Annotated in this window: 19 protein-coding genes, 1 tRNA gene and 1 riboswitch; of the genes, 8 read left to right on the top strand and 12 right to left on the bottom strand. The window is 65.9% G+C overall.

The window, feature by feature from the left end; genetic code table 11:
* Positions 1 to 94 precede the first annotated feature (94 nt).
* The 5 genes from AC0L3P_RS28220 to AC0L3P_RS28200 form a co-directional block, all read right to left on the bottom strand.
* The gene (locus AC0L3P_RS28220) at positions 95 to 1177 is read right to left on the bottom strand and encodes an ABC transporter permease (RefSeq protein WP_275168426.1); all 1083 of its coding nucleotides are present in this window, start codon (positions 1175 to 1177) and stop codon (positions 95 to 97) included.
* Positions 1177 to 1935, bottom strand: coding sequence for an ATP-binding cassette domain-containing protein (locus AC0L3P_RS28215; protein WP_007597833.1), 759 nt, complete (start codon positions 1933 to 1935; stop codon positions 1177 to 1179). Before AC0L3P_RS28215 ends, AC0L3P_RS28220 begins: the two co-directional genes overlap by 1 nt.
* Before the next feature lie 12 nt (positions 1936 to 1947).
* Complete coding sequence (xylA, locus tag AC0L3P_RS28210) at positions 1948 to 3270, bottom strand: xylose isomerase (RefSeq protein ID WP_473307026.1); 1323 nt, start codon at positions 3268 to 3270, stop codon at positions 1948 to 1950.
* Positions 3271 to 4725 carry a xylulokinase gene (gene xylB / locus AC0L3P_RS28205; protein WP_473307022.1) on the bottom strand — a complete coding sequence of 485 codons (1455 nt, stop codon included), beginning with the start codon at positions 4723 to 4725 and terminating at the stop codon, positions 3271 to 3273.
* Between the two features lie 82 nt (positions 4726 to 4807).
* A complete protein-coding gene (locus tag AC0L3P_RS28200) occupies positions 4808 to 5866 on the bottom strand; it encodes a LacI family DNA-binding transcriptional regulator (RefSeq protein WP_473307020.1) in 1059 nt (352 codons plus the stop codon).
* Positions 5867 to 5978: 112 nt separating this feature from the next.
* Here AC0L3P_RS28200 and AC0L3P_RS28195 point away from each other — a divergent pair, with 112 nt between their 5' ends.
* Entirely contained in the window at positions 5979 to 6506 is a 528-nt protein-coding gene (locus AC0L3P_RS28195; RefSeq protein ID WP_473307017.1) for a DUF1003 domain-containing protein, read from the top strand.
* A 1-nt stretch (position 6507) separates the two neighbouring features.
* On the opposite strand, the gene AC0L3P_RS28190 is transcribed toward AC0L3P_RS28195, so the two are convergent.
* Together AC0L3P_RS28190 and AC0L3P_RS28185 are read right to left on the bottom strand one after the other, a co-directional pair.
* Positions 6508 to 6975, bottom strand: coding sequence for a GNAT family N-acetyltransferase (locus tag AC0L3P_RS28190; protein ID WP_473307110.1), 468 nt, complete (start codon positions 6973 to 6975; stop codon positions 6508 to 6510).
* Positions 6976 to 6985: 10 nt separating this feature from the next.
* The gene (locus AC0L3P_RS28185) at positions 6986 to 7567 is read right to left on the bottom strand and encodes a helix-turn-helix domain-containing protein (protein WP_275168432.1); all 582 of its coding nucleotides are present in this window, start codon (positions 7565 to 7567) and stop codon (positions 6986 to 6988) included.
* 190 nt (positions 7568 to 7757) lie between these two features.
* On the opposite strand from AC0L3P_RS28185, the gene AC0L3P_RS28180 reads away from it, so the two are divergent.
* Positions 7758 to 8750, top strand: a complete 993-nt coding sequence (locus AC0L3P_RS28180) for an alpha/beta fold hydrolase (protein ID WP_473307012.1) — start codon at positions 7758 to 7760, stop codon at positions 8748 to 8750.
* Between the two features lie 4 nt (positions 8751 to 8754).
* On the opposite strand, the gene AC0L3P_RS28175 is transcribed toward AC0L3P_RS28180, so the two are convergent.
* Positions 8755 to 8828: transfer RNA gene (locus tag AC0L3P_RS28175), tRNA-Gly, on the bottom strand.
* 173 nt (positions 8829 to 9001) lie between these two features.
* On the opposite strand from AC0L3P_RS28175, the gene AC0L3P_RS28170 reads away from it, so the two are divergent.
* The 5 genes from AC0L3P_RS28170 (at position 9002) to AC0L3P_RS28150 (ending at position 12039) form a co-directional block, all read left to right on the top strand.
* The gene (locus tag AC0L3P_RS28170; RefSeq protein WP_473307010.1) at positions 9002 to 9580 is read left to right on the top strand and encodes a methylated-DNA--[protein]-cysteine S-methyltransferase; all 579 of its coding nucleotides are present in this window, start codon (positions 9002 to 9004) and stop codon (positions 9578 to 9580) included.
* Positions 9581 to 9589: 9 nt separating this feature from the next.
* Positions 9590 to 10429 carry a helix-turn-helix transcriptional regulator gene (locus tag AC0L3P_RS28165; RefSeq protein WP_473307008.1) on the top strand — a complete coding sequence of 280 codons (840 nt, stop codon included), beginning with the start codon at positions 9590 to 9592 and terminating at the stop codon, positions 10427 to 10429.
* Positions 10430 to 10485: 56 nt separating this feature from the next.
* Positions 10486 to 10845: a VOC family protein gene (locus AC0L3P_RS28160; RefSeq protein ID WP_473307005.1), complete on the top strand. Its 360-nt coding sequence runs from the start codon at positions 10486 to 10488 to the stop codon at positions 10843 to 10845.
* A gap of 191 nt (positions 10846 to 11036) precedes the next feature.
* Positions 11037 to 11438, top strand: coding sequence for an SRPBCC family protein (locus tag AC0L3P_RS28155; protein ID WP_473307002.1), 402 nt, complete (start codon positions 11037 to 11039; stop codon positions 11436 to 11438).
* Positions 11439 to 11538: 100 nt separating this feature from the next.
* Positions 11539 to 12039: a hypothetical protein gene (locus AC0L3P_RS28150; RefSeq protein WP_473307000.1), complete on the top strand. Its 501-nt coding sequence runs from the start codon at positions 11539 to 11541 to the stop codon at positions 12037 to 12039.
* Here the strand turns inward: AC0L3P_RS28150 and AC0L3P_RS28145 are convergent.
* From AC0L3P_RS28145 to AC0L3P_RS28130, 4 genes are all read right to left on the bottom strand, one after another.
* Positions 12036 to 13481 (bottom strand): MATE family efflux transporter, encoded by a 1446-nt coding sequence (locus AC0L3P_RS28145; RefSeq protein WP_473306998.1) that lies wholly within the window; start codon positions 13479 to 13481, stop codon positions 12036 to 12038. The two genes, AC0L3P_RS28150 and AC0L3P_RS28145, sit on opposite strands and share 4 nt — an antisense overlap.
* 163 nt (positions 13482 to 13644) lie before the next feature.
* Entirely contained in the window at positions 13645 to 14697 is a 1053-nt protein-coding gene (locus tag AC0L3P_RS28140; RefSeq protein WP_473306996.1) for a hypothetical protein, read from the bottom strand.
* Positions 14698 to 14820: 123 nt separating this feature from the next.
* On the bottom strand, positions 14821 to 15231 hold the full coding sequence (locus tag AC0L3P_RS28135; protein WP_473306994.1) for a PAS domain S-box protein: 411 nt from the start codon (positions 15229 to 15231) through the stop codon (positions 14821 to 14823).
* A gap of 178 nt (positions 15232 to 15409) precedes the next feature.
* Complete coding sequence (locus tag AC0L3P_RS28130; protein ID WP_473306992.1) at positions 15410 to 16546, bottom strand: 2'-deoxycytidine 5'-triphosphate deaminase; 1137 nt, start codon at positions 16544 to 16546, stop codon at positions 15410 to 15412.
* Between the two features lie 80 nt (positions 16547 to 16626).
* Positions 16627 to 16706: riboswitch (SAM riboswitch) on the top strand.
* A 69-nt stretch (positions 16707 to 16775) separates the two neighbouring features.
* Between AC0L3P_RS28130 and AC0L3P_RS28125 the strand changes: the two genes are divergently transcribed.
* Complete coding sequence (locus tag AC0L3P_RS28125; protein ID WP_247285330.1) at positions 16776 to 17972, top strand: O-succinylhomoserine sulfhydrylase; 1197 nt, start codon at positions 16776 to 16778, stop codon at positions 17970 to 17972.
* Positions 17973 to 18162 lie beyond the last annotated feature (190 nt).

Below are 18162 nucleotides of genomic sequence, written 5' to 3'. Positions count from 1 at the left end.
CGTCTCCTCCACCCTTCTTTGGCGCCTGTCCTCTTGAGATCGTCCGGGAAGCGGACAGGCGGCATTTTCGTTGCCGTCCCGGAACGACGTCGTTTCAGATCATCCGCGAACGGATGCGGTCGACCAATACGGCCAGGATGATGATCACGCCCACCAGCGTCTGCTGCCAGTAGGAGCTGACCTGGGCGAGCACGAGACCGTTGCGGATCACCTCGAGCAGCACGCAGCCGACGATGGCGCCGAGCGGACCGCCGATGCCGCCGGCGAGATTGGCACCGCCGATGACGGCCGCAGCGATCACGTTGAGCTCGTAGGACGTCGCCATGTTGGCCGGCGCCGACCCGAGCCAGCCGGAGATGATGATGCCCTGGAGGCCTGCGGCGAGCGCGCAGATCACATAGACCTCGATCTTCACCCGCACGACCGGGATGCCGGTGAGTTCGGCCGCCTTCTCGTTGCCGCCGAGCGCGAACACGTGACGGCCGAACGAGCTGTGATGCAGCACCACGGCCATCGCCAGCGCGAGGACGATCAGATAAATGAACGGCACGGGCACGCCGAGCACGTCGCCCGAGGTAAGCGCGTAAAAATAACCGGCATCCGGCCCGCCCGGAAAGCTGCCGCGTCCGTTGGAGACGACATAGCCGAGCCCGCGCACGATCGAGAGCATGCCGAGCGTGGTGACGAACGGCGACAGGCCGAGCACCGCGATACAGAAGCCGTTGACGAGGCCGGCGAGCAGCGCGACGCCGAGGCCGGCGAGCAGCGAGACCAGCAGGATCAGGCCGGGGACATTGGCGAGCACGGTCTTGCCGTCGGCCGCCATGTGCACGAACAGGGAGCCCGCGGGCGAGCCGGGCGCCGACAGCTCGGTCATCACCATCGAGGTGACCATGGCGGAGAAGCACATCATGGAGCCTACGGACAGATCGATGCCGCCGGTGATGATCACGAAAGTGACGCCGAGGGTGGCAATGGCGATGAAGGAGAAATTCTTCGCCACATTCTGCATGTTGCCTTCGGTGAAGAAGTACGGGCTGGCGAAATGCATGACCACCAGCAGCACGGCGAGTGCGAGCAGGACATAGCCGGTCTGGGACGCGAAGATGCCGCGCTGCCACCATCTGATCCGGCCGACATTGGTGAAGCTGATCGGGGATTCCATGGGCATGGCCATCACGCCGCCTCCTTCGCGCCGGTGATCAGGGCGGTGACTTCCTCGGGAGAGGTTTGGTGGATGGGCTTGTCGGCCCGCTTTTCGCCGCGGCGCATGACGATCACGCGATCGCACACCGCGAACACGTCGGGCATGCGGTGCGAGATCAGCATCACGGCAACGCCCTGCTCCTTCAGCCGGTGGATCAGGCCGAGCACCTGCTCGACCTGGCGGACCGAGATCGCGGCCGTGGGTTCGTCCATCATGACCAGCTTCGCGTTGGAGAGCCGCGTCCGCGCGATCGCAACCGCCTGGCGCTGGCCGCCCGACATCTGCTTGACGAGATCGTCGGGGCGCGTCTCCGAGCGCAGCTCGCCGAACAGCTCCAGTGCACGCGCGGCCATCGCCTTGTGGTCGAGCAACGCGAACGGCCCGATCCTGCGCTTCAGCTCGCGGCCGAGAAAGACGTTGGCCGCTGCGGTGAGATTGTCGGCCAGCGCAAGGTCCTGATAGACCACCTCGATGCCGACGCCGCGGGCATCGACGGGCCGGTTGAAATGAACCGCGCTGCCGGCGAAGCGGATTTCGCCGTGGCTGGGGCGGAAATTGCCGGCGATGATCTTGACCAGCGTCGACTTGCCCGCGCCGTTGTCGCCCATCAGGCCGACGACCTCGCCGGGGAGGACCTGCATGTCGACATCATGCAGCGCGCGGATCGCGCCGAACTCCTTGCCGATGCCGGTCAGCTCGAGGACCGGTGTCGCTTGTGCATTTGTCATCAGCGGCCTTCCTCAGACGTAGCGGTTGACGAGGGATTCCAGATATTCTTGCCGGCCCGAGCGCGGCTGCGGGTCAAAGCCCGGGCCATGCGCGCGGTCGGCAAGTTCGGCGAGCGAGCGCTGGCCGCCGAGAATGGCGCTGCCCTCGGGCCCCGCCCATCCCTCGTAGCGTTTCGCAAGCGGCACAGTGAGCGCGCCGGAATCGAGCATGTCTGCGGCGGCAAGCAACGCGCGCGCGCAGGCATCCATCGAGCCGACATGGGCGTGGATCAGATCGTCGGGATCGATCGACTGGCGGCGGATTTTGGCGTCGAAATTCAGCCCTCCGGAGGTGAAGCCGCCGCGGCTCAGGAGCTCGTGGAACACCAGGGCAAGCTCGGGCACGTTCATCGCGAACTGGTCGGTGTCCCAGCCAAGCAGATCATCGCCGCGGTTGATGTCGAGCGAGCCGAACACGCCCAACGCCTCCGCGAGCGCAACCTCGTGATGGAAGGAGTGGCCGGCGAGGATGGCATGGTTCTGCTCGATGTTGAGCTTGACGTCCTTCAGCAGGTCGTAACGCGCGAGGAAGCCGTAGCAGGTGGCGACGTCGAAATCATATTGGTGCTTGGTCGGCTCCTTCGGCTTCGGCTCGATCAGGATCGGTCCCTTGAAGCCGATCTTGTGCTTGTGCTCGACGACCAGCGAGACGAAGCGGCCGAGCTGGTCGAGCTCGCGCTTGAGATCGGTATTGAGCAGCGTCTCGTAGCCCTCGCGCCCGCCCCACAGCACGTAGTTCTGGCCGCCCAGACGGTGCGTCACCTCCAGCGCGGCGCGGACCTGGCCGGCGGCATAGGTGAATATCTCGGGGTCCGGATTGGTGGCCGCGCCCGCCATGTAACGGCGATGCGTGAACAGATTGGCGGTGCCCCAGAGCAGGCGCACTTTGCTCGAGGCCATCTTCGCTTCGAACAGATCGGCGATGGCATTGAGGTTGGCGACGGATTCGCCAAGCGAGTTGCCTTCCGGCGCCGCATCGACGTCGTGGAAGGTGAAGAAGGGCACGTCGAGCAAGCGAAACAGCTCGAAGGCGACGTCGGCCTTGGCGCGCGCCTGCGCCATCGCATCGGTGCCGTGATGCCAGGGCCGCAGGAACGTCTCGCCGCCAAAGGGATCGCCGCCGGGCCAGCACAACGAATGCCAATAGCAGACCGCAAAGCGCAGATGGTCCTCCATCCTGCGGCCATGAACGAGGCGGTCCTTATCGTACCAGCGGAAGGCGGGCGCGTTGCCCGCATCCTTGCCGGCGAAGGCGACAGGTACGCTTGTATCGAAGAATTTCGCTGACGCATTCACTTAGGCACACTCCTTCAACGCAGGATAAAGCTCGCGCCAGCGGCGATAGGCCTCGTCATAGGCCGCGCTGACCGATGCGCGAGGCGTAAAGCTCGCGAGCCGCCGGGGACGGGTGCAAACCGCAGCCGCGTCTTCGCCGGTGGCGGCGAGCCGGCCGAGCCTGGCGGCGCCGAGTGCCGCCCCGACCTCGCCCTCCTCGACGCGGTGGACGGGAATGCCGAGCACATCGGCGCAGATCTGCGCCCACAGCGGCGAGCGCGAGCCGCCGCCGACGAGATCGACCTCGGCAAGCGGTCCGCTGGCCGCGCTCAGCGCCGCCAGATTGTCGCGCGCGGCGAATGCGACGCCTTCGAGCACGGCCTGAACGATCTGGGAGCGCCCGGTCGCACCGCCCAGGCCGACGAAGGCACCGCTGGCAGCGGCATCGTTGTGCGGCGTGCGCTCGCCGTCGAGATAAGGCAGGAACTTGACCGGGCTCGGTCCATCGACGCGCTCGCCGAGCGGCGCCAGCAGCGCTGCGGCCGGAACCTCCATCACGCCCGCGAGCCAGGCCAGCGACGCCGCCGCCGACAGCATCACGCCCATCTGGTGCCAACGGCCGGGCAGTGCGTGACAGAACGCATGGACTGCCGAGGCCGGCGCCGGTGCAAACCGATCCGTGACGCGGAACACCACACCTGAGGTTCCCAGCGACAGGAACGCATCGCCCGGCGCGATGGCGCCGAGCCCGATCGCGCTCGCGGCGTTATCGCCGGCGCCGCCGGCGACCACGACATCCCTAGCCATGCCCCAACGTTGCGCGTAGTCCGGCGCGAGCGTCGCGCTGACCTCGCTGCCTTCGACAAGGCGCGGCATATGATGGAGATCGAGCCCGGTGGCATGCAGCAGCAGGGCCGACCAGCGGCGCAGACCGACATCGAGCCACAGCGTGCCGGCCGCGTCCGACATGTCCTCGATCATCTCGCCGGTCAGGCGATAGCGGACATAGGCCTTCGGCAGCAGCACCTTTGCGACGCGCGCGAAGATTTTTGGTTCGTGCCTGGCGACCCAGAGCAGCTTCGGCGCGGTGAAACCGGGCATGGCCAGATTGCCGGCGATCGTGTGCAGCGACGGGCAGCGCCGCTCCAGCGCGACGCATTCGGCATGCGAGCGACCGTCGTTCCAGAGAATCGCGGGACGCAGCGGCCGTCCGCCCTCGTCCAGCAGCGTCGCGCCGTGCATCTGGCCCGACAGCCCGATGCCGCGCACCCGCGCGACCTCGCGCGGATGGCGGGCGGCAAGATCGTCAACCGCGCCGACCGCCGCATCGACCCAGCCATCGGGATCCTGCTCGGACCACAGCGGCGCGGGATGCGACAGCGCAAGCTCGCGCGCCGCCGTCGCGACAACCGCGCCGGCTTCGCTCACGAGCACCGCTTTCACACCTGATGTGCCGATGTCGATTCCGAGATACACGCCATCCTCCCTTTCGCCTGTTGCGGTGCGCGAACGCAAAGTCGCCTTATCCGCAACGGGTCGTTTTGAATTCCACCTGCCGCTAAGGCAGATTGTCCCGCATCACGATGTCGATCCTGATCTTCTCCTGTTCGCGCAAGATCGGCTCGCCACGGGCGAGCGCGAGCAGCACGCGCACGGCGGCGCGCGCTTCATGTCCGGGGTTCTGCGAGATCGCGGCATGCATCACGCCCTGCAGCAGCAGCCGGCGCGTCAGCGCGGTGACGTCGTGTCCGACGAACACCACCTGCCTGTCGCGGCCGTCATCGCTCAACGCCTTCCCGTTCAACGCGTTGGCGACGCCTTGCGTGCCGGCGCCGACATTATAGAGACCCACAATGTCGGCATGCCTGCCCAGCAGCCGCGCCAACAATTGTTCCGAACGCGCGTCCTCGTCCCGTCCTTCGAGCACCGGCAGCACGCTGAGGCCAGGGAATTCCGACGCCATCACCTGGTTGAAGCCAAAAATGCGCTCGGCATGATCGCGCAGGCCCTGCGAGCCCGCGACGATCGCGACCTTACCGGACTTTTGTCCGACCAGCCGTCCGACTAGCGCGCCGGCGGTGCGCCCCGCGGCAATGTTGTCGATGCCGACATAATGGTGCCGGCGCGACGACGGCACGTCCGAGACCAGCGTCACGACCTTGGCGCCGGCATCGACGAGATCGTCGATCGCGGCGCGGACGCCGGGATGATCCAGCGCCACCACGGCGATGCCGTCGTAATCGTCAGAGAGCCCTTCCAGGGAAGCCGCGAGCACGGACGGATCGAACACGTCGGTTGCGACGGTCTCGACGCCGAGGCGGCGGGACGACAGCCAGCCCGACATCTCGCCGAGATAATCCTGGATCTGCTGCATGAACGGGTTCGGCCCCGACGGCATCACGAAAGCGAAACGGCGGGCGCGGCCGCGGGCGAGCTCGGCGGCGGCCACATGCGGCTGGAACGAATTGCGCTCGATCGCCTCTTTGACGCGCCGGACCGTATCCGGCCGCACGCCCGGACGATTGTGCAGGACGCGGTCCACCGTCGCGAGGCTGACGCCGGCCTGGCGGGCGATGTCCTTCAGCGTCAGCGCGGTCGTGGTGAGCGTATCGGCCATAGCTGAAGGCTAGCAGAGGTGTTTTGAGGTACGCAACTCATTTTGAGGGGCGGCAAGCATTTTCCCGCCGCTGTGCCTAGGAACAGCCTCTTCCGTCCGCCGTTGCTGCCGCGTGCATAACGATATCACCCATGATCCCGGCGAAGGATTGAGCCCGACGCTCGAGCGCAACATCCAGGCCCTGGTCGAGCGCCGCCGCCGCGAGCGGCGCGCGTCCAGGGGTCAGGAAAAGGTTGCCGATGCGATCACGGCGTTCACCGGCAGCATGGCGTTCGTCTACCTGCATGTCGCGGTGTTCGGCTTCTGGATCATCGCCAATCTGCATTGGCTGCCGGGAATCCCGGCCTGGGACGAGAGCTTCGTGGTGCTGGCGATGATTGCTTCGGTCGAGGCGATCTTCCTGTCGACATTCGTGCTGATCTCGCAGAACCGCATGAGTGCAGCAGCGGACAAGCGCGCCGATCTCGATCTCCAGATCAGCCTTCTCGCCGAGCACGAATTGACCAAGGTCGCCCGCCTCCTCACGCAAATTGCCGAGCGGCTCGACGTCCAGCCCGACTCGAAGCGCGATCTGGAGGAGGCAAGCCGCGACATTGCCCCCGAGCGCGTGCTCGACAGGATCGAGGAGACGCGCTCCTGAGCTAACGGCTCGCCGACAGATCCAGGGTCAGGAACAGGCTGTTGGGATCCTCAACATAGCCCTGGAACGGGCCGCACAGGACAAAGCCATGCGCCTGGTAGAGCGCGTGCGCCGGCTTGAAATAGTCCCACGAGCCGGTTTCGAGGCTGAGCCGCGCCATGCCGCGCGCGCGGGCTACCGTGATGATGTGGTGGAGCATCTCACCGCCAAAGCCGCGCCGCCGCTTGGTCTGGAGCGTGTGCATCGACTTCACCTCGCCATGCTCGGCTGACAGCGTCTTCAGCGCACCGACGGCGACCAACGTCTCGCCGTCCCACCCGGTCCAGAACGCCACGTCGGGCGCGCGCAGCCCGGAGAGATCGAGCGCATGGGCGCTGCCCGGCGCGGTCTGTGCTCGCGCCGCCGCAACGTGATGGTCGAGCAGCGCGATGACGCGCGGATCAAAGGAGTCGCCGGTGCGGATCTGCATCGTCACGGTCTCACATCTTGCCGTAGGACGCGCCGCGGCGCGTGATGATGACGTAGCGCGCGTCCTGTCTGGTCTCATTCTCGAAGATCACCGCGCGCATCACGTCGAAATCGAGACAGTCGCCCTCGCGCAGGCGAACCGCCTTGGCGTCGATATGCACAGCGATCGCGCCCTCCAGCATCAGCAGTTGCTGGGTGAAGGCGTTGCGCCCCCAGGGGCTGTACGGCACCCGCGCGCCGGCCGGCAGGTCGACGACGATGATCTCGATGCCGCTCGCCGCGTCCGTCGGCGAGGCGTGGCGGCGGCGATAGCCGCTGTCGGGATCGCGCCAGTGCGGCTGGTCGGCGAGCCGCACCAGCCGCTCCGGCGGCTTTTCGGCCAGCGCGACGACATCGCTGAGCGACACGTCGAGCGCGGCGCAAAGTTTTCCCAGCAGCGCAGCCGTCGCACTGCTCTGCGCCCGCTCCACTCGCCCGATCATGGCCCGGCTGACGCCGGACCGCGTGGCAAGCTCATTCAGCGTCATGCCGGCCTGCGTCCGCAGCGTCTTCAAGCGACGACCGATCGCGCGATCGAGCTTTTGCTGGTCCATTTTCTTTGCAGATCCTGGTCTCTGATCCGAACATTGCCCGACACGAGGACCGCACCCCATCAGGGCCGCGAGAAGCTTAAGCTGGGCGATGCGTGTGTGCCGGAAGCGAAGGGCTAATATATTAGAAATTTTGCGGAGCCTTTAGGGCCGACTAGGATAGACCCAACGACGATGACCGGGAGGCGGCGACATGGGCGAACCGACGCAGCGGACGATCAAGGCCAACGGCATCAGCCTCAACGTCGCCGAGCAGGGCAAGGGGCCGATGGTGCTGCTCTGCCACGGCTTTCCGGAAGGTTGGTACTCCTGGCGTCACCAACTCGAGGCGCTGGCGGCGGCCGGTTTCCACGCTGTCGCCCCTGACATGCGCGGCTACGGCAAGAGCGATCGGCCCGAAGCGATCGACCAGTACACGATCCTCCACATGGTCGGCGACCTCGTCGGCGTGCTCGACGCTTTCGGGGCGAAGGACGCCGTCATCGTCGGGCACGACTGGGGCGCGACGATCGCCTGGCACACGGCGCGCCTGCGGCCCGATCGCTTCCGCGCCGCCGCCATTCTCAGCGTGCCCTATCGACCGCGCGGTCCGGTGCCGCCGACGAGTGTGATGCCGCAGACGGCGGATGCGCAGTTCTATCAACTGTATTTCCAGGAGCCGGGTGTCGCCGAAGCAGAATTCGAAAGGGATCCGCGCGCAACGCTCGGCGCGATGCTCTATGGCGGTTCCGGCGAGGGCGCGGCGGTGATCCGCGCCAATGCCGGGCGTCAAGGGCGGACCGCCGGTGTCGGCATGGTCTCTCGCAAGGACGGCTTGCTACCGAAAATGCAGGTGCCGCTGCCGCCGTGGCTGAGCAGCGCGGATCTCGACTATTACGGTGCCGAATTTGCCCGTAGCGGGTTTCGCGGACCGCTCAACTACTATCGCAACATCGATCGCAACTGGGAGCTGATGGGCGCCTTCGAGGGCGTGAAGGTGGTCGTGCCCTCGCTCTTCATCGCCGGCGACCACGACATGGTCATGGCCTTCCCTGGCGCCGCCGAGCACGTTGCCAACATGAAGCAATGGGTGCCGCAACTGCGCGAGATCAAGATGCTGCCTGGGTGCGGACACTGGACGCAGCAGGAACGGCCGGCGGAGGTGAACGCGGCGATCGTGGAATTTCTGCGGAGCCTGCCGAACTAAAGGATGGAGCGGGCGAAGGGAATCGAACCCTCGTATGCAGCTTGGGAAGCTGCCGTTCTACCATTGAACTACGCCCGCGGATGCGCAGCCTGCGCCCGCTCTGATTAGCCGAGACGGCGCATCTCGCCAAGCGCTTTGGCGCAGCCCGCCCGACCCTTCTTAAGTTTCCGGTAAGATTTTGGGTGCGCGCCGGATTGTGGCGGTGTTATGATCGCCTGTCTGGGGAGACGTGCACTGAGTGGGGCGTGTGCATGGTGGGGCGTGGCTACGCGATATTCGACACGACCATAGGGCGTTGCGGCATCATCTGGAGCAGCACCGGCATCGTCGCCGTGCAATTGCCGGAGGCGCGGGAGATTGATACCCGCCGCCGGATTTTCCAGGTCCATCCCGAGGCGCGCGAACAGCGGCCGTCCGCGAATGCCGCGTTTGCGATCGAGGGCATCGTGGGCTTGCTGCAAGGCAGCGATGCTGATTTTTCCGAGGTCAGCCTGGACGCAAGCGGGGTGCCCGGCTTCAACCGGCGGGTCTATGAAGCGGCCTGCGCCATCCCGCGCGGGGAGACGCGCACTTATCACGAGATCGCCAAGACGCTGGGCGCCTCCGGCGCCGCGCATTCGGTGGCCCAGGCGATCGCGAAAAATCCCTACATGCTGATCGTGCCCTGCCACCGGGTGCTGGAGGCCGGCAATTACACCGACCGGCTTTCGCCCTATGGCGGGGTGATCTCCAAGCGGCGGCTGCTGTCGCTGGAGGGCGCCCATCCGATCGCCAGCAAGACGCTGTTCGACGTGCTGCTGCCCGTTGCCCCACCGAGACCCTCCACCTAGATAGGTGGCATGGATGCAACAACGCTGCTGACCACCCCCTCGATGACCGTCTCCGAGTTTCGCTGCGACGCGGGACCGGACGACAGCCCGTTTGCGGAATGCCGCACCGGCCATTCCATCGCCTATGTCCGCGCGGGCAGCTTTGGCTGTCATTGCCGCGCCGGGTTCTTCGATCTGGTGGCGGGCTCGATGCTGGTCGGCGCGCCAGGCGAGGAATACACCTGCACGCATGAGCATGTCGCCGGCGACGTCTGCTTGTCCTTTTTTCTCAGCGACGATCTGGTCGACGCGCTCGGCGGCCGGCGCGACGTCTGGCAGGTCGGCGCGACGCCGCCGCTGCCCGAGCTGATGGTGCTGGGCGAACTCGCCCAGACGGCGGCAGATGGCAACAGCGACCTCGGTCTCGACGAGGTCGGGCAGATCCTCGCCAGCCGTTTCGTCGATGTCGTCTCGGGCAAGGCGCGCAAGCCGACGAGGCCGACCGCGCGCGACCGCCGCCGCGCCGTGGAAGCCGCGCTATGGATCGACGCCAATTCGCATGCCGAGGTCGACCTCGAACAGGCCGCGCGGCAGGCAGGCCTCAGCCCCTTCCACTTCCTGCGGCTGTTCTCCGCCGTGCTCGGCGTCACCCCGCATCAATATCTGGTGCGCTCGCGGCTGCGGCACGCGGCGCGGCTGCTTACCGACGATGGCATTGCAGTCACCGACATCGCCTATGACGTCGGGTTCGGCGATCTCTCCAACTTCGTCCGCACCTTCCACCGCGCCGCCGGCGTGTCGCCGACCAAGTTCCGTCAGGCGTCGAAGGGCGAGCGCAAGATTCTCCAAGAACAGCTTGCCCTCAACTGACTAGGTTCGTCTCCGGCGCGCGCCGATTGCGGCGCGCTTTGGCAATGGAGACGACCATGTACGACCATATCGGATTGCGCGTAGCCGACCTCGACGCCGCCACGCGCTTCTACACCGCGGTGCTTGCGCCGCTCGGTTATGTCCTGTGCTCGAGCGGTGACGGTTATGCCGGCTTCGGGCCGAAGGGCGAACCCGGGCTATGGCTGCACCTGAACAAGGGACGCAAGGCCGATGGCGCCCATATCGCCTTTCGCGCCGGGGATCATGGTTCGGTCAAGGCATTCCACAGCGAGGGCTTGAAGAGCGGCGGCCGCGACAATGGCGGCGCCGGCCCGCGCAAGGATTACAGCCCGACTTACTATGCGGCGTTTTTGATCGATCCCGACGGCAACAATGTCGAGGCGGTCTGCACGTGAGTACGGCAGCCCTCACCACACACATTGTCATGCCCCGGCTTGACCGGGGCATCCAGTACGCCGCAGCTTCTCGATTTCATCACAGCGGCCACTGGAATACTGGATCGCCCGATCAAGTCGGGCGATGACAGCTGAGATGACGGCGCTATCGCTCGCTTCTCTACATCAATGGACTCAACCAGGATTCAACAATGGCCTCCATCCACAACGACATTCCCCTGAACGCCCCGGCGCGCGACGTCTGGGATGCGGTGCGTGATTTCGGCGCGCTGCATCAGCGGCTGACGCCGGGCTTCGTCACGGCCTGCACGCTCGACGGCGACGCGCGCATCGTCACCTTCGCCAACGGATCGGTGGCGCGCGAGGTGCTGGTCGATTGCGACGATGCGCGGCAGCGGCTGGTCTACGCGATCAACAACGAGCGGCTGAAGCATTACAGCGCCTCGGTGCAGGTGATCTCCGAGGGTGAGGCGAGATGCCGCCTGGTCTGGATCATCGACATGCTGCCGAATGAGCTCGCGCCCTATGTGCAGGGACAGACCAAGGACGCCGTCGCCGCGATGCACCGAGCGTTCCCGGCAGCTGCTGCGTGATCTTTCTCACAGAGCCCAGCCCTCGTCCGCAATAACCATGGCGGCGTGCGCCCGGTTGGCTCCGCTCTCCCGGCGGCGCCACGCACGCGAGGAGCAGGCCATGAGAGGTGCGGACAAGGTGATCTGCCAGGCAGCCGCCGTGCTGCTGATGTTTTCGATTTCGAGCGCGCCGGCAAAGGCGCAGTTTCTTGGCGGCGGAGGTGCCGGCGGCGAGGACATGATGACCCAGATGGCCCCGATGCTGGAGATGATGAAGGCCAAGATGGGCAAGCGCCGCTTCGGCATGATGATGCAGACCATGGGCCCGATGATGAGCCGCATGATGGAGAATGGCGGCGGCGGAATTGGTGGCATGATGGGCGGCGGAATTGGCGGCCTCGGCGGCGCCAATCTCGGCGGCGGTTTCGGCGCGCCCAATTACGGCGGCTACGCGCCGATGGGCGCAGGCGGCACCATGCCGACCGGAATCGGCGGCATGGGCGGCGGCGACATCATGGGCATGCTTGGTGGCGCCGGCGGCGGCGACATGATGGCGATGATTCCGCAATTGATGCGGCTCACCAACGTCGGTGGCGGCCATCGCCGCCACGGGCACCGCTAGTCAGCAGCGGCCGACAGAGCCGGCCTGATCGCAGGTTTGGTTTGGCGCGGTCCCCAGCGTGTCAACACCACGCTGGAGGACGAGAGCAGGCCGAGCACGACCATCGAGCTCGCCGCCAGCCAGAAAAAGTTTTGCGCGGTGGCATCATGCGTCGACAGCCACCAGCCGACCGCCGCGATGTAGATCAGCCGCGCGGTCTGCGCCAGCACCGGCCCGATCACCTTCGCAGCACCCTGCGACGAGAAATACATCGTCGAGGCGAGGCCGATGAAGGCGTAGAACGGCGCCACCGTCGACAGATATTGATGGCTGGTCGCGCGCACGGTCGCGCTGTCGGTGAAGATGTTGACCCAGAGATCGGGGAAGATCGCAACCAGGCACGCCGGTGCACCGACGGCGACGAAGGCGCTTGCCGCCGCGATCCAGGCGATGCGCCGGGCGCGGGCGATGCGGCCGGCGCCGACCGCCATGCCGATCATCGGCACCGAGGCGATGCCGAACGAGAACGCGATCGAGGTCAGCAGGAATTCCAGCCGCGCACCGATGCCGTAGCCGGCGAGGATCGCGGTGCCGAATTTCGCAAGCATGTGGGTGAAGATAGAGATCGTCAGCACCGATTGCAGCGGCGAGAAGCAGGCGATGGCGCCCACTTTGAGGATGTCGAAAAACATCGCCCATTGGATGCGAAGTCCGCGCAGCTTCGGCGTCACGCGGGCGCGGCCGGAGAACAGGTACCAGCCCATCACGCCGATATTCATGCAATAGGCAATCAGCGCGCCGGCGGCGACGCCGCGCATGCCGAATTGCGGCACCGGACCGAGCCCGAGACCGAGTGTGCCGCCGAGCACGATCTGCCAGGCCGCAGAATTGAGGATCAACAGCGACGGCAGCTTCATGTTGCCGGTGCCGCGCAGGACGCCGGCCATGGTGTTGAGCAGCCAGGGCAGCACGGCGCCGCCGAAAAACACCTGGGTGTAGGCAATCGCATGCGTCAGCACCTCGCCGCGGCCGCCGAGCATCTCAAGCACCTTGGGTCCGAAGATCAGCATGCCCAGCATGAAGACGAGGCCGAAGCTGATGCCGATCAGCAGCGCGTGCGCGGCGAGCGTCCCGGCACGCTCGCGATCGCCGGCGCCGAGCGCGCGCGCGATCGCGGAGGCCACCGCGCCGCCCATCGCACCGCCCGACATGGTCATGGTCAGGATCACTGTCGGAAACACCAGCGCCATCGCGGCCAGCGCTTCCACACCAAGACGTCCGATATAAGAGGTCTCCGCAATCACTGTGCAGGTACCGGCGGAGAGCGCGACAACGTTGGGCCACGCCAGTCCGAGCAACGTGCGCAGGATCGGCCCGTCCGTCAGCGCGCTCCTCAGGGGGCGCGGGGGCGGCGGCAGCGGACGCTCTTGTTCATCGACCGGGATTTCGGCGATGTCTGACATGTCCTCTCCGGGCGAAGCGCCATTTGCGGCGCAGCAATGCTTAGGTGTGCCAATGAAATGGTTCGCGCGCAGGGCGCAACGAGAGGCTTGTTAGCACGACGCGCAGCGATTTCTCCTGCGCCAGGTGCAGGCGTGCCCTGCGGCAGCGCATTTCGTGGAGGAATTAACCGATGCGCCAGAGCAATGGCGGACGGCCGCCCGGTGTCGGGGACAGGTGCACGCCGATGTGCCGCCCGCAGCCGGCCGCAAGCCCCTCGAACAACCCCGCCAGCACCTTGGCGCAAGCTGGGTGGTGATCGGCGACGCCGTCCATCAACTTCCAACTCTGCTGACGGATTTCAAACGTGCCTTCGGATTGCGTCGTCTCAGCCGCATCGTCCTGCGCGACCAACAGCGCGTTGAGGAACGTCGCGAATTCGCTCGCACCGCCGCGGCCCGTCGACAGCGCCGCAGCGACCTCATCGAAATATTGCATCCCGATCAGCTTTCCGGTGAGGTGCAGGAGATAGCCCGCATCCTCCGGACCGAACAGCTGCACCATCACGGGCGCGGCGGTGCGCACATATTCCATGGCGTAGTTGCGATAGGCTTTTTCCAGTCGCGGTCTCGGCCAGCTTGCGACCGGCAACGCCGGAGCCGCGGCGGCATTGAACAGCGGCGCTTCGAGATGCCGCGCGAACACGAGGCGCTGGTCGAGTTCGAGCGGCTGGTCGTATTGGTGATAGTAGCCTTCGAGCCCGTCCTGGCCGTCGACGCTCTGCTTGGTGCAGACGAACCCCAATCTGATATCGCCGAGCGCCACACCGTTGTTGGCGTGCCAGCCGCGGAGCATCGCGCGCGAGACTTCGCCCGGCACGCCGCAGATGGCGGTGCCCTTCCAGATCCAGCGCGGCGGTGGATAGCGGATCCAGGCTTTGCGGTCGCTCTCATGCATGTATTCGACGTGCACGCCGCCGATCCAGTTCGAGAGGTAGTGATATTGCGCGGCCGCCACGGCGGGCGGCAGATGGCTCAGCCCGAGCTTCTCCAGCCCCGGCAGGAAGCGCTCCTGCTGCTGGCGGCGAAACACGCGAAAGACGAACTCGGCGGCATCCGCCGTGCCGCGACGCGTCACCACGGTGAGGATCAGACCGGTGAAATAGGCGTGATAGAGATCGGCAACGGCTCGCCAGCGTTTCCATTGAGCTTCCTGCGCGGGGTCTGATGCGGCGGCCATGTTCGCTCCCGATCGTTGTTTTGATCGAGTGTGTCACTGCATCCGGTGATGGACAAGCTGAGCCGCACGCAGGGCGCCCTGCACACCGGCTCGCCAATTCCGCATCACGAATTTTGCACAGGCTTAAATTTGCGTGGCTTTGGCGGCACGCTCGCGCTCGACGCGCTCGGTCACGTCACGGGCCATCGCCACCGATCCCTGCACCACTCCAGCGGCGTCCCGCACCAGCGCGAAGGTCATCTCGATGTAGAGCTTGCGTCCGTCCTTGTGCAGCGCGCGGGTCAGTGTCGGCTTGCCCGCAAGCTTCATCGTGCCGCTGGCAAGCGCGGCCTCGAAGCCTTTCCAGTGCGCGGCGCGCAGATGTTCGGGAATGATCAGGTCGAGATTCTGGCCCAGCGCTTCGTCCGCGGAGAAGCCGAACAGTGCGGACGATGCGCGATTCCAGCGCATGATCGTGCCGGAGCGATCCGAATAGATCAGCGCGTCTGCGACGTCGTCGAGGATTTTTGCGTCGAGTTCGGATTGAGCAATCATCTCGCCACCTCGGACATAGCCCGCATTTCGTTTCTTATCCTGACACAGATTCGGTGTCATCGCCCGACTTGATCGGGCGATCCAGTATTCCAGAGGCAAATGTTTCGAGCCGATAGGCTGCGGCGTACTGGATGCCCCCGGTCAAGCCGGGGCATGACAGCGGAGGGTGAGGCTATCCCTACACCCGGAAATGCTTGCTCAGCTTCAGACCCTGGGCCTGGTAGTTTGAGCCGATGCGCTGGCCGTACATGGCGTCGGGACGGGCCAGCATCTTCTCGTAGACGAGGCGGCCGACGATCTGGCCGTGCTCGAGGATGAACGGCACTTCGCGCGAGCGGACTTCGAGCACGGCGCGCGAGCCCAGCCCGCCGGCACCGGCATAGCCGAAGCCGGGATCGAAGAATCCGGCATAATGCACGCGGAACTCGCCGACCAGCGGATCGAACGGCACCATCTCCGCGGCGTAATCGGGCGGCACCTGCACCGCCTCTTTCGACGCCAGGATATAGAACTCGCCGGGATCGAGGATCAGGCTGCCGTCGGGACGGGCCGAGATCGGCTCCCAGAACTCGTCGACGGAATAGCCGGCGCGACGATCGACGTCGATGACGCCGGTGTGGCGCTTGGCGCGGTAGCCGACGAAGCCCCCGCTCTTCTCGCCGGAAAGGTCAACAGAGACGGCGACGCCGCCGGTGAGATCGGCATCGTCGATATCGACGAGACGCTCGGTCGCGTGCAGCGCCTCGAGGTCGTCGATGTTGAGGATGGCGTCGCCGGTGCGGAAGCGCACCTGCGACAGGCGCGAGCCTTCGCTGACCAGCACCGGGAACGTCTTCGGGCTGATCTCGGCATAGAGCGGGCCGTGATAGCCGGCACCGATCATGTCGAAGCGGCGGGTGCCGTCGGCGATCACGCGGGTGAAGACGTCGAGCCGGCCAGTCGAGCTCTTCGGGTTGGCGGCCGCAACGATCTCAGGCGGCAGCGCGAGGCTTTCGAGCAGCGGCACGATGTAGACGCAGTTGGTCTCCAGCACTGCGCCGTCGGCGAGGCTGAACTCGTGCAGCTTCAACCCGTCGATGCGCTCGGCGACGGTGGCGCCGGGACCGGGCAGGAAGCTGGCGCGAACGCGATAGGCGATATCGCCGAGGCGAAGGTCGAGGCTCGCCGGCTGGATCTGGCTCTCGACGAAGTCGTAAGCGGGCAGGATGAGACCGCCCTCCGCCATCGCCGCGATCATGCGGTCGGGCAGGATACCATTGGCGTCGGCGGCAACCGTGAACGTCAACCCGGAGTCCTCATCAGGGATCAAACACATCCCGACATGCGGGAAATATGAGCGTTTTACGGCTATCCGATGGACGTCTTGACGGAAAGGGCATTGCGGAATATGAGCATGACTTATCCCGTGGTGATTTGAGCCGGCCGGCTTGCAGCCACGTTAAATAAGTCGCTAAACAGGCCGGGGACCTCTGTGATCCCGGCCCGTGGAAATATTCCAGGCCGGTTTTTTTGTGACCATTTCGATGGTCACTTCAGGAGGTCCTATGTCGAAGTCCCCGGCGCCCACTGCGTCCTACCGTCCCGAAACCCGCCTGGTCCATTCCGGCACCCTGCGCTCGCAATATGGCGAGACCTCGGAGTCGCTGTTCCTGACCCAGGGCTACGTCTACAACAGCGCCGAGGAGTGCGAGGCGCGGTTCAAGGGCGAGGACCCCGGCTTCATCTATTCACGTTACTCCAATCCGACCATCGCGATGTTCGAGCGCCGCATGATCGAGCTCGAAGGCGCCGAAGCGGCCCGCTCGGCCGCGACCGGCATGGCCGCGGTAACGACCGCGATCCTGGCACCGCTCAAGGCCGGCGATCACGTCGTGGCCTCGCGCGCACTGTTCGGCTCGTGTCTCTACGTCGTGCAGGATTTGCTGCCGCGCTACGGCATCGAGACCACGCTGGTGGACGGCCTCGATCTCGACCAGTGGCAGCGCGCCATGAAGCCGAACACCAAGACGTTCTTCCTGGAGAGCCCGACCAATCCGACACTCGACGTGCTCGACATTCCCGGCATTGCCGAGATCGCGCACAGCGGCGGCGCGCGGCTCGTCGTCGACAACGTGTTCGCCACCCCGATCTGGCAGAGCCCGCTCGCGCTCGGCGCCGACGTCGTGGTCTATTCCGCGACCAAGCACATCGACGGCCAGGGCCGCTGTCTCGGCGGCATCATCCTGTCCTCGGAAGCGTTCATCGCCGAGCACATCCACAATTTCATGCGCCAGACCGGCCCGTCGATCTCTCCGTTCAACGCCTGGGTCCTGCTCAAGGGCCTGGAGACGCTCGCCGTGCGCGTGCGCGCGCAGACCGAGACGGCGGCGCGCATCGCGGACGTGCTGGCGAGCCATCCGAAGATTTCGCGGCTGGTGTTTCCCGGCCGCGCCGATCATCCGCAGGCCGCATTGGTGAAGAAGCAGATGCGCGGCGGCTCGACGCTGGTCGGCCTCGAGGTCAAGGGCGGCAAGCAGGCGGCGTTCCGCGTGCTCAACGAGCTCAAGCTTGCCAAGATCTCGAACAATCTCGGCGACGCCAAGAGCCTCGTCACGCATCCGGCAACGACGACGCATCAGCGCCTGAAGCCGGAGGATCGCGCCGCGCTCGGCATCAGCGAGGGTTTCATCCGCTTCTCGGCGGGGCTGGAGCACGCGGACGATCTGATCGAGGATCTGACCGCGGCGCTGGAGAAGGCGTGAATTATTGTCGTCCCGGCGAAGGCCGGGACCCATAACCACAGGAAGCAGTTTGGCGAAGACCCAGAGTTAAGGGGCGCGGTACGAACACCGCGCACCATTGATGGATCACGCCGTATGGGTCCCGGCCTTCGCCGGGACGACAAGTCACATCGGCCGATAGGTCCGGACGTCCCCGGGCACGTTGACGCCG

The sequence above is a fragment of the Bradyrhizobium sp. WSM4874 genome, from assembly GCF_055811835.1.
Note: the sequence above shows the minus strand (reverse complement) of the source record. Positions and strands in the feature narration are given on the sequence as shown.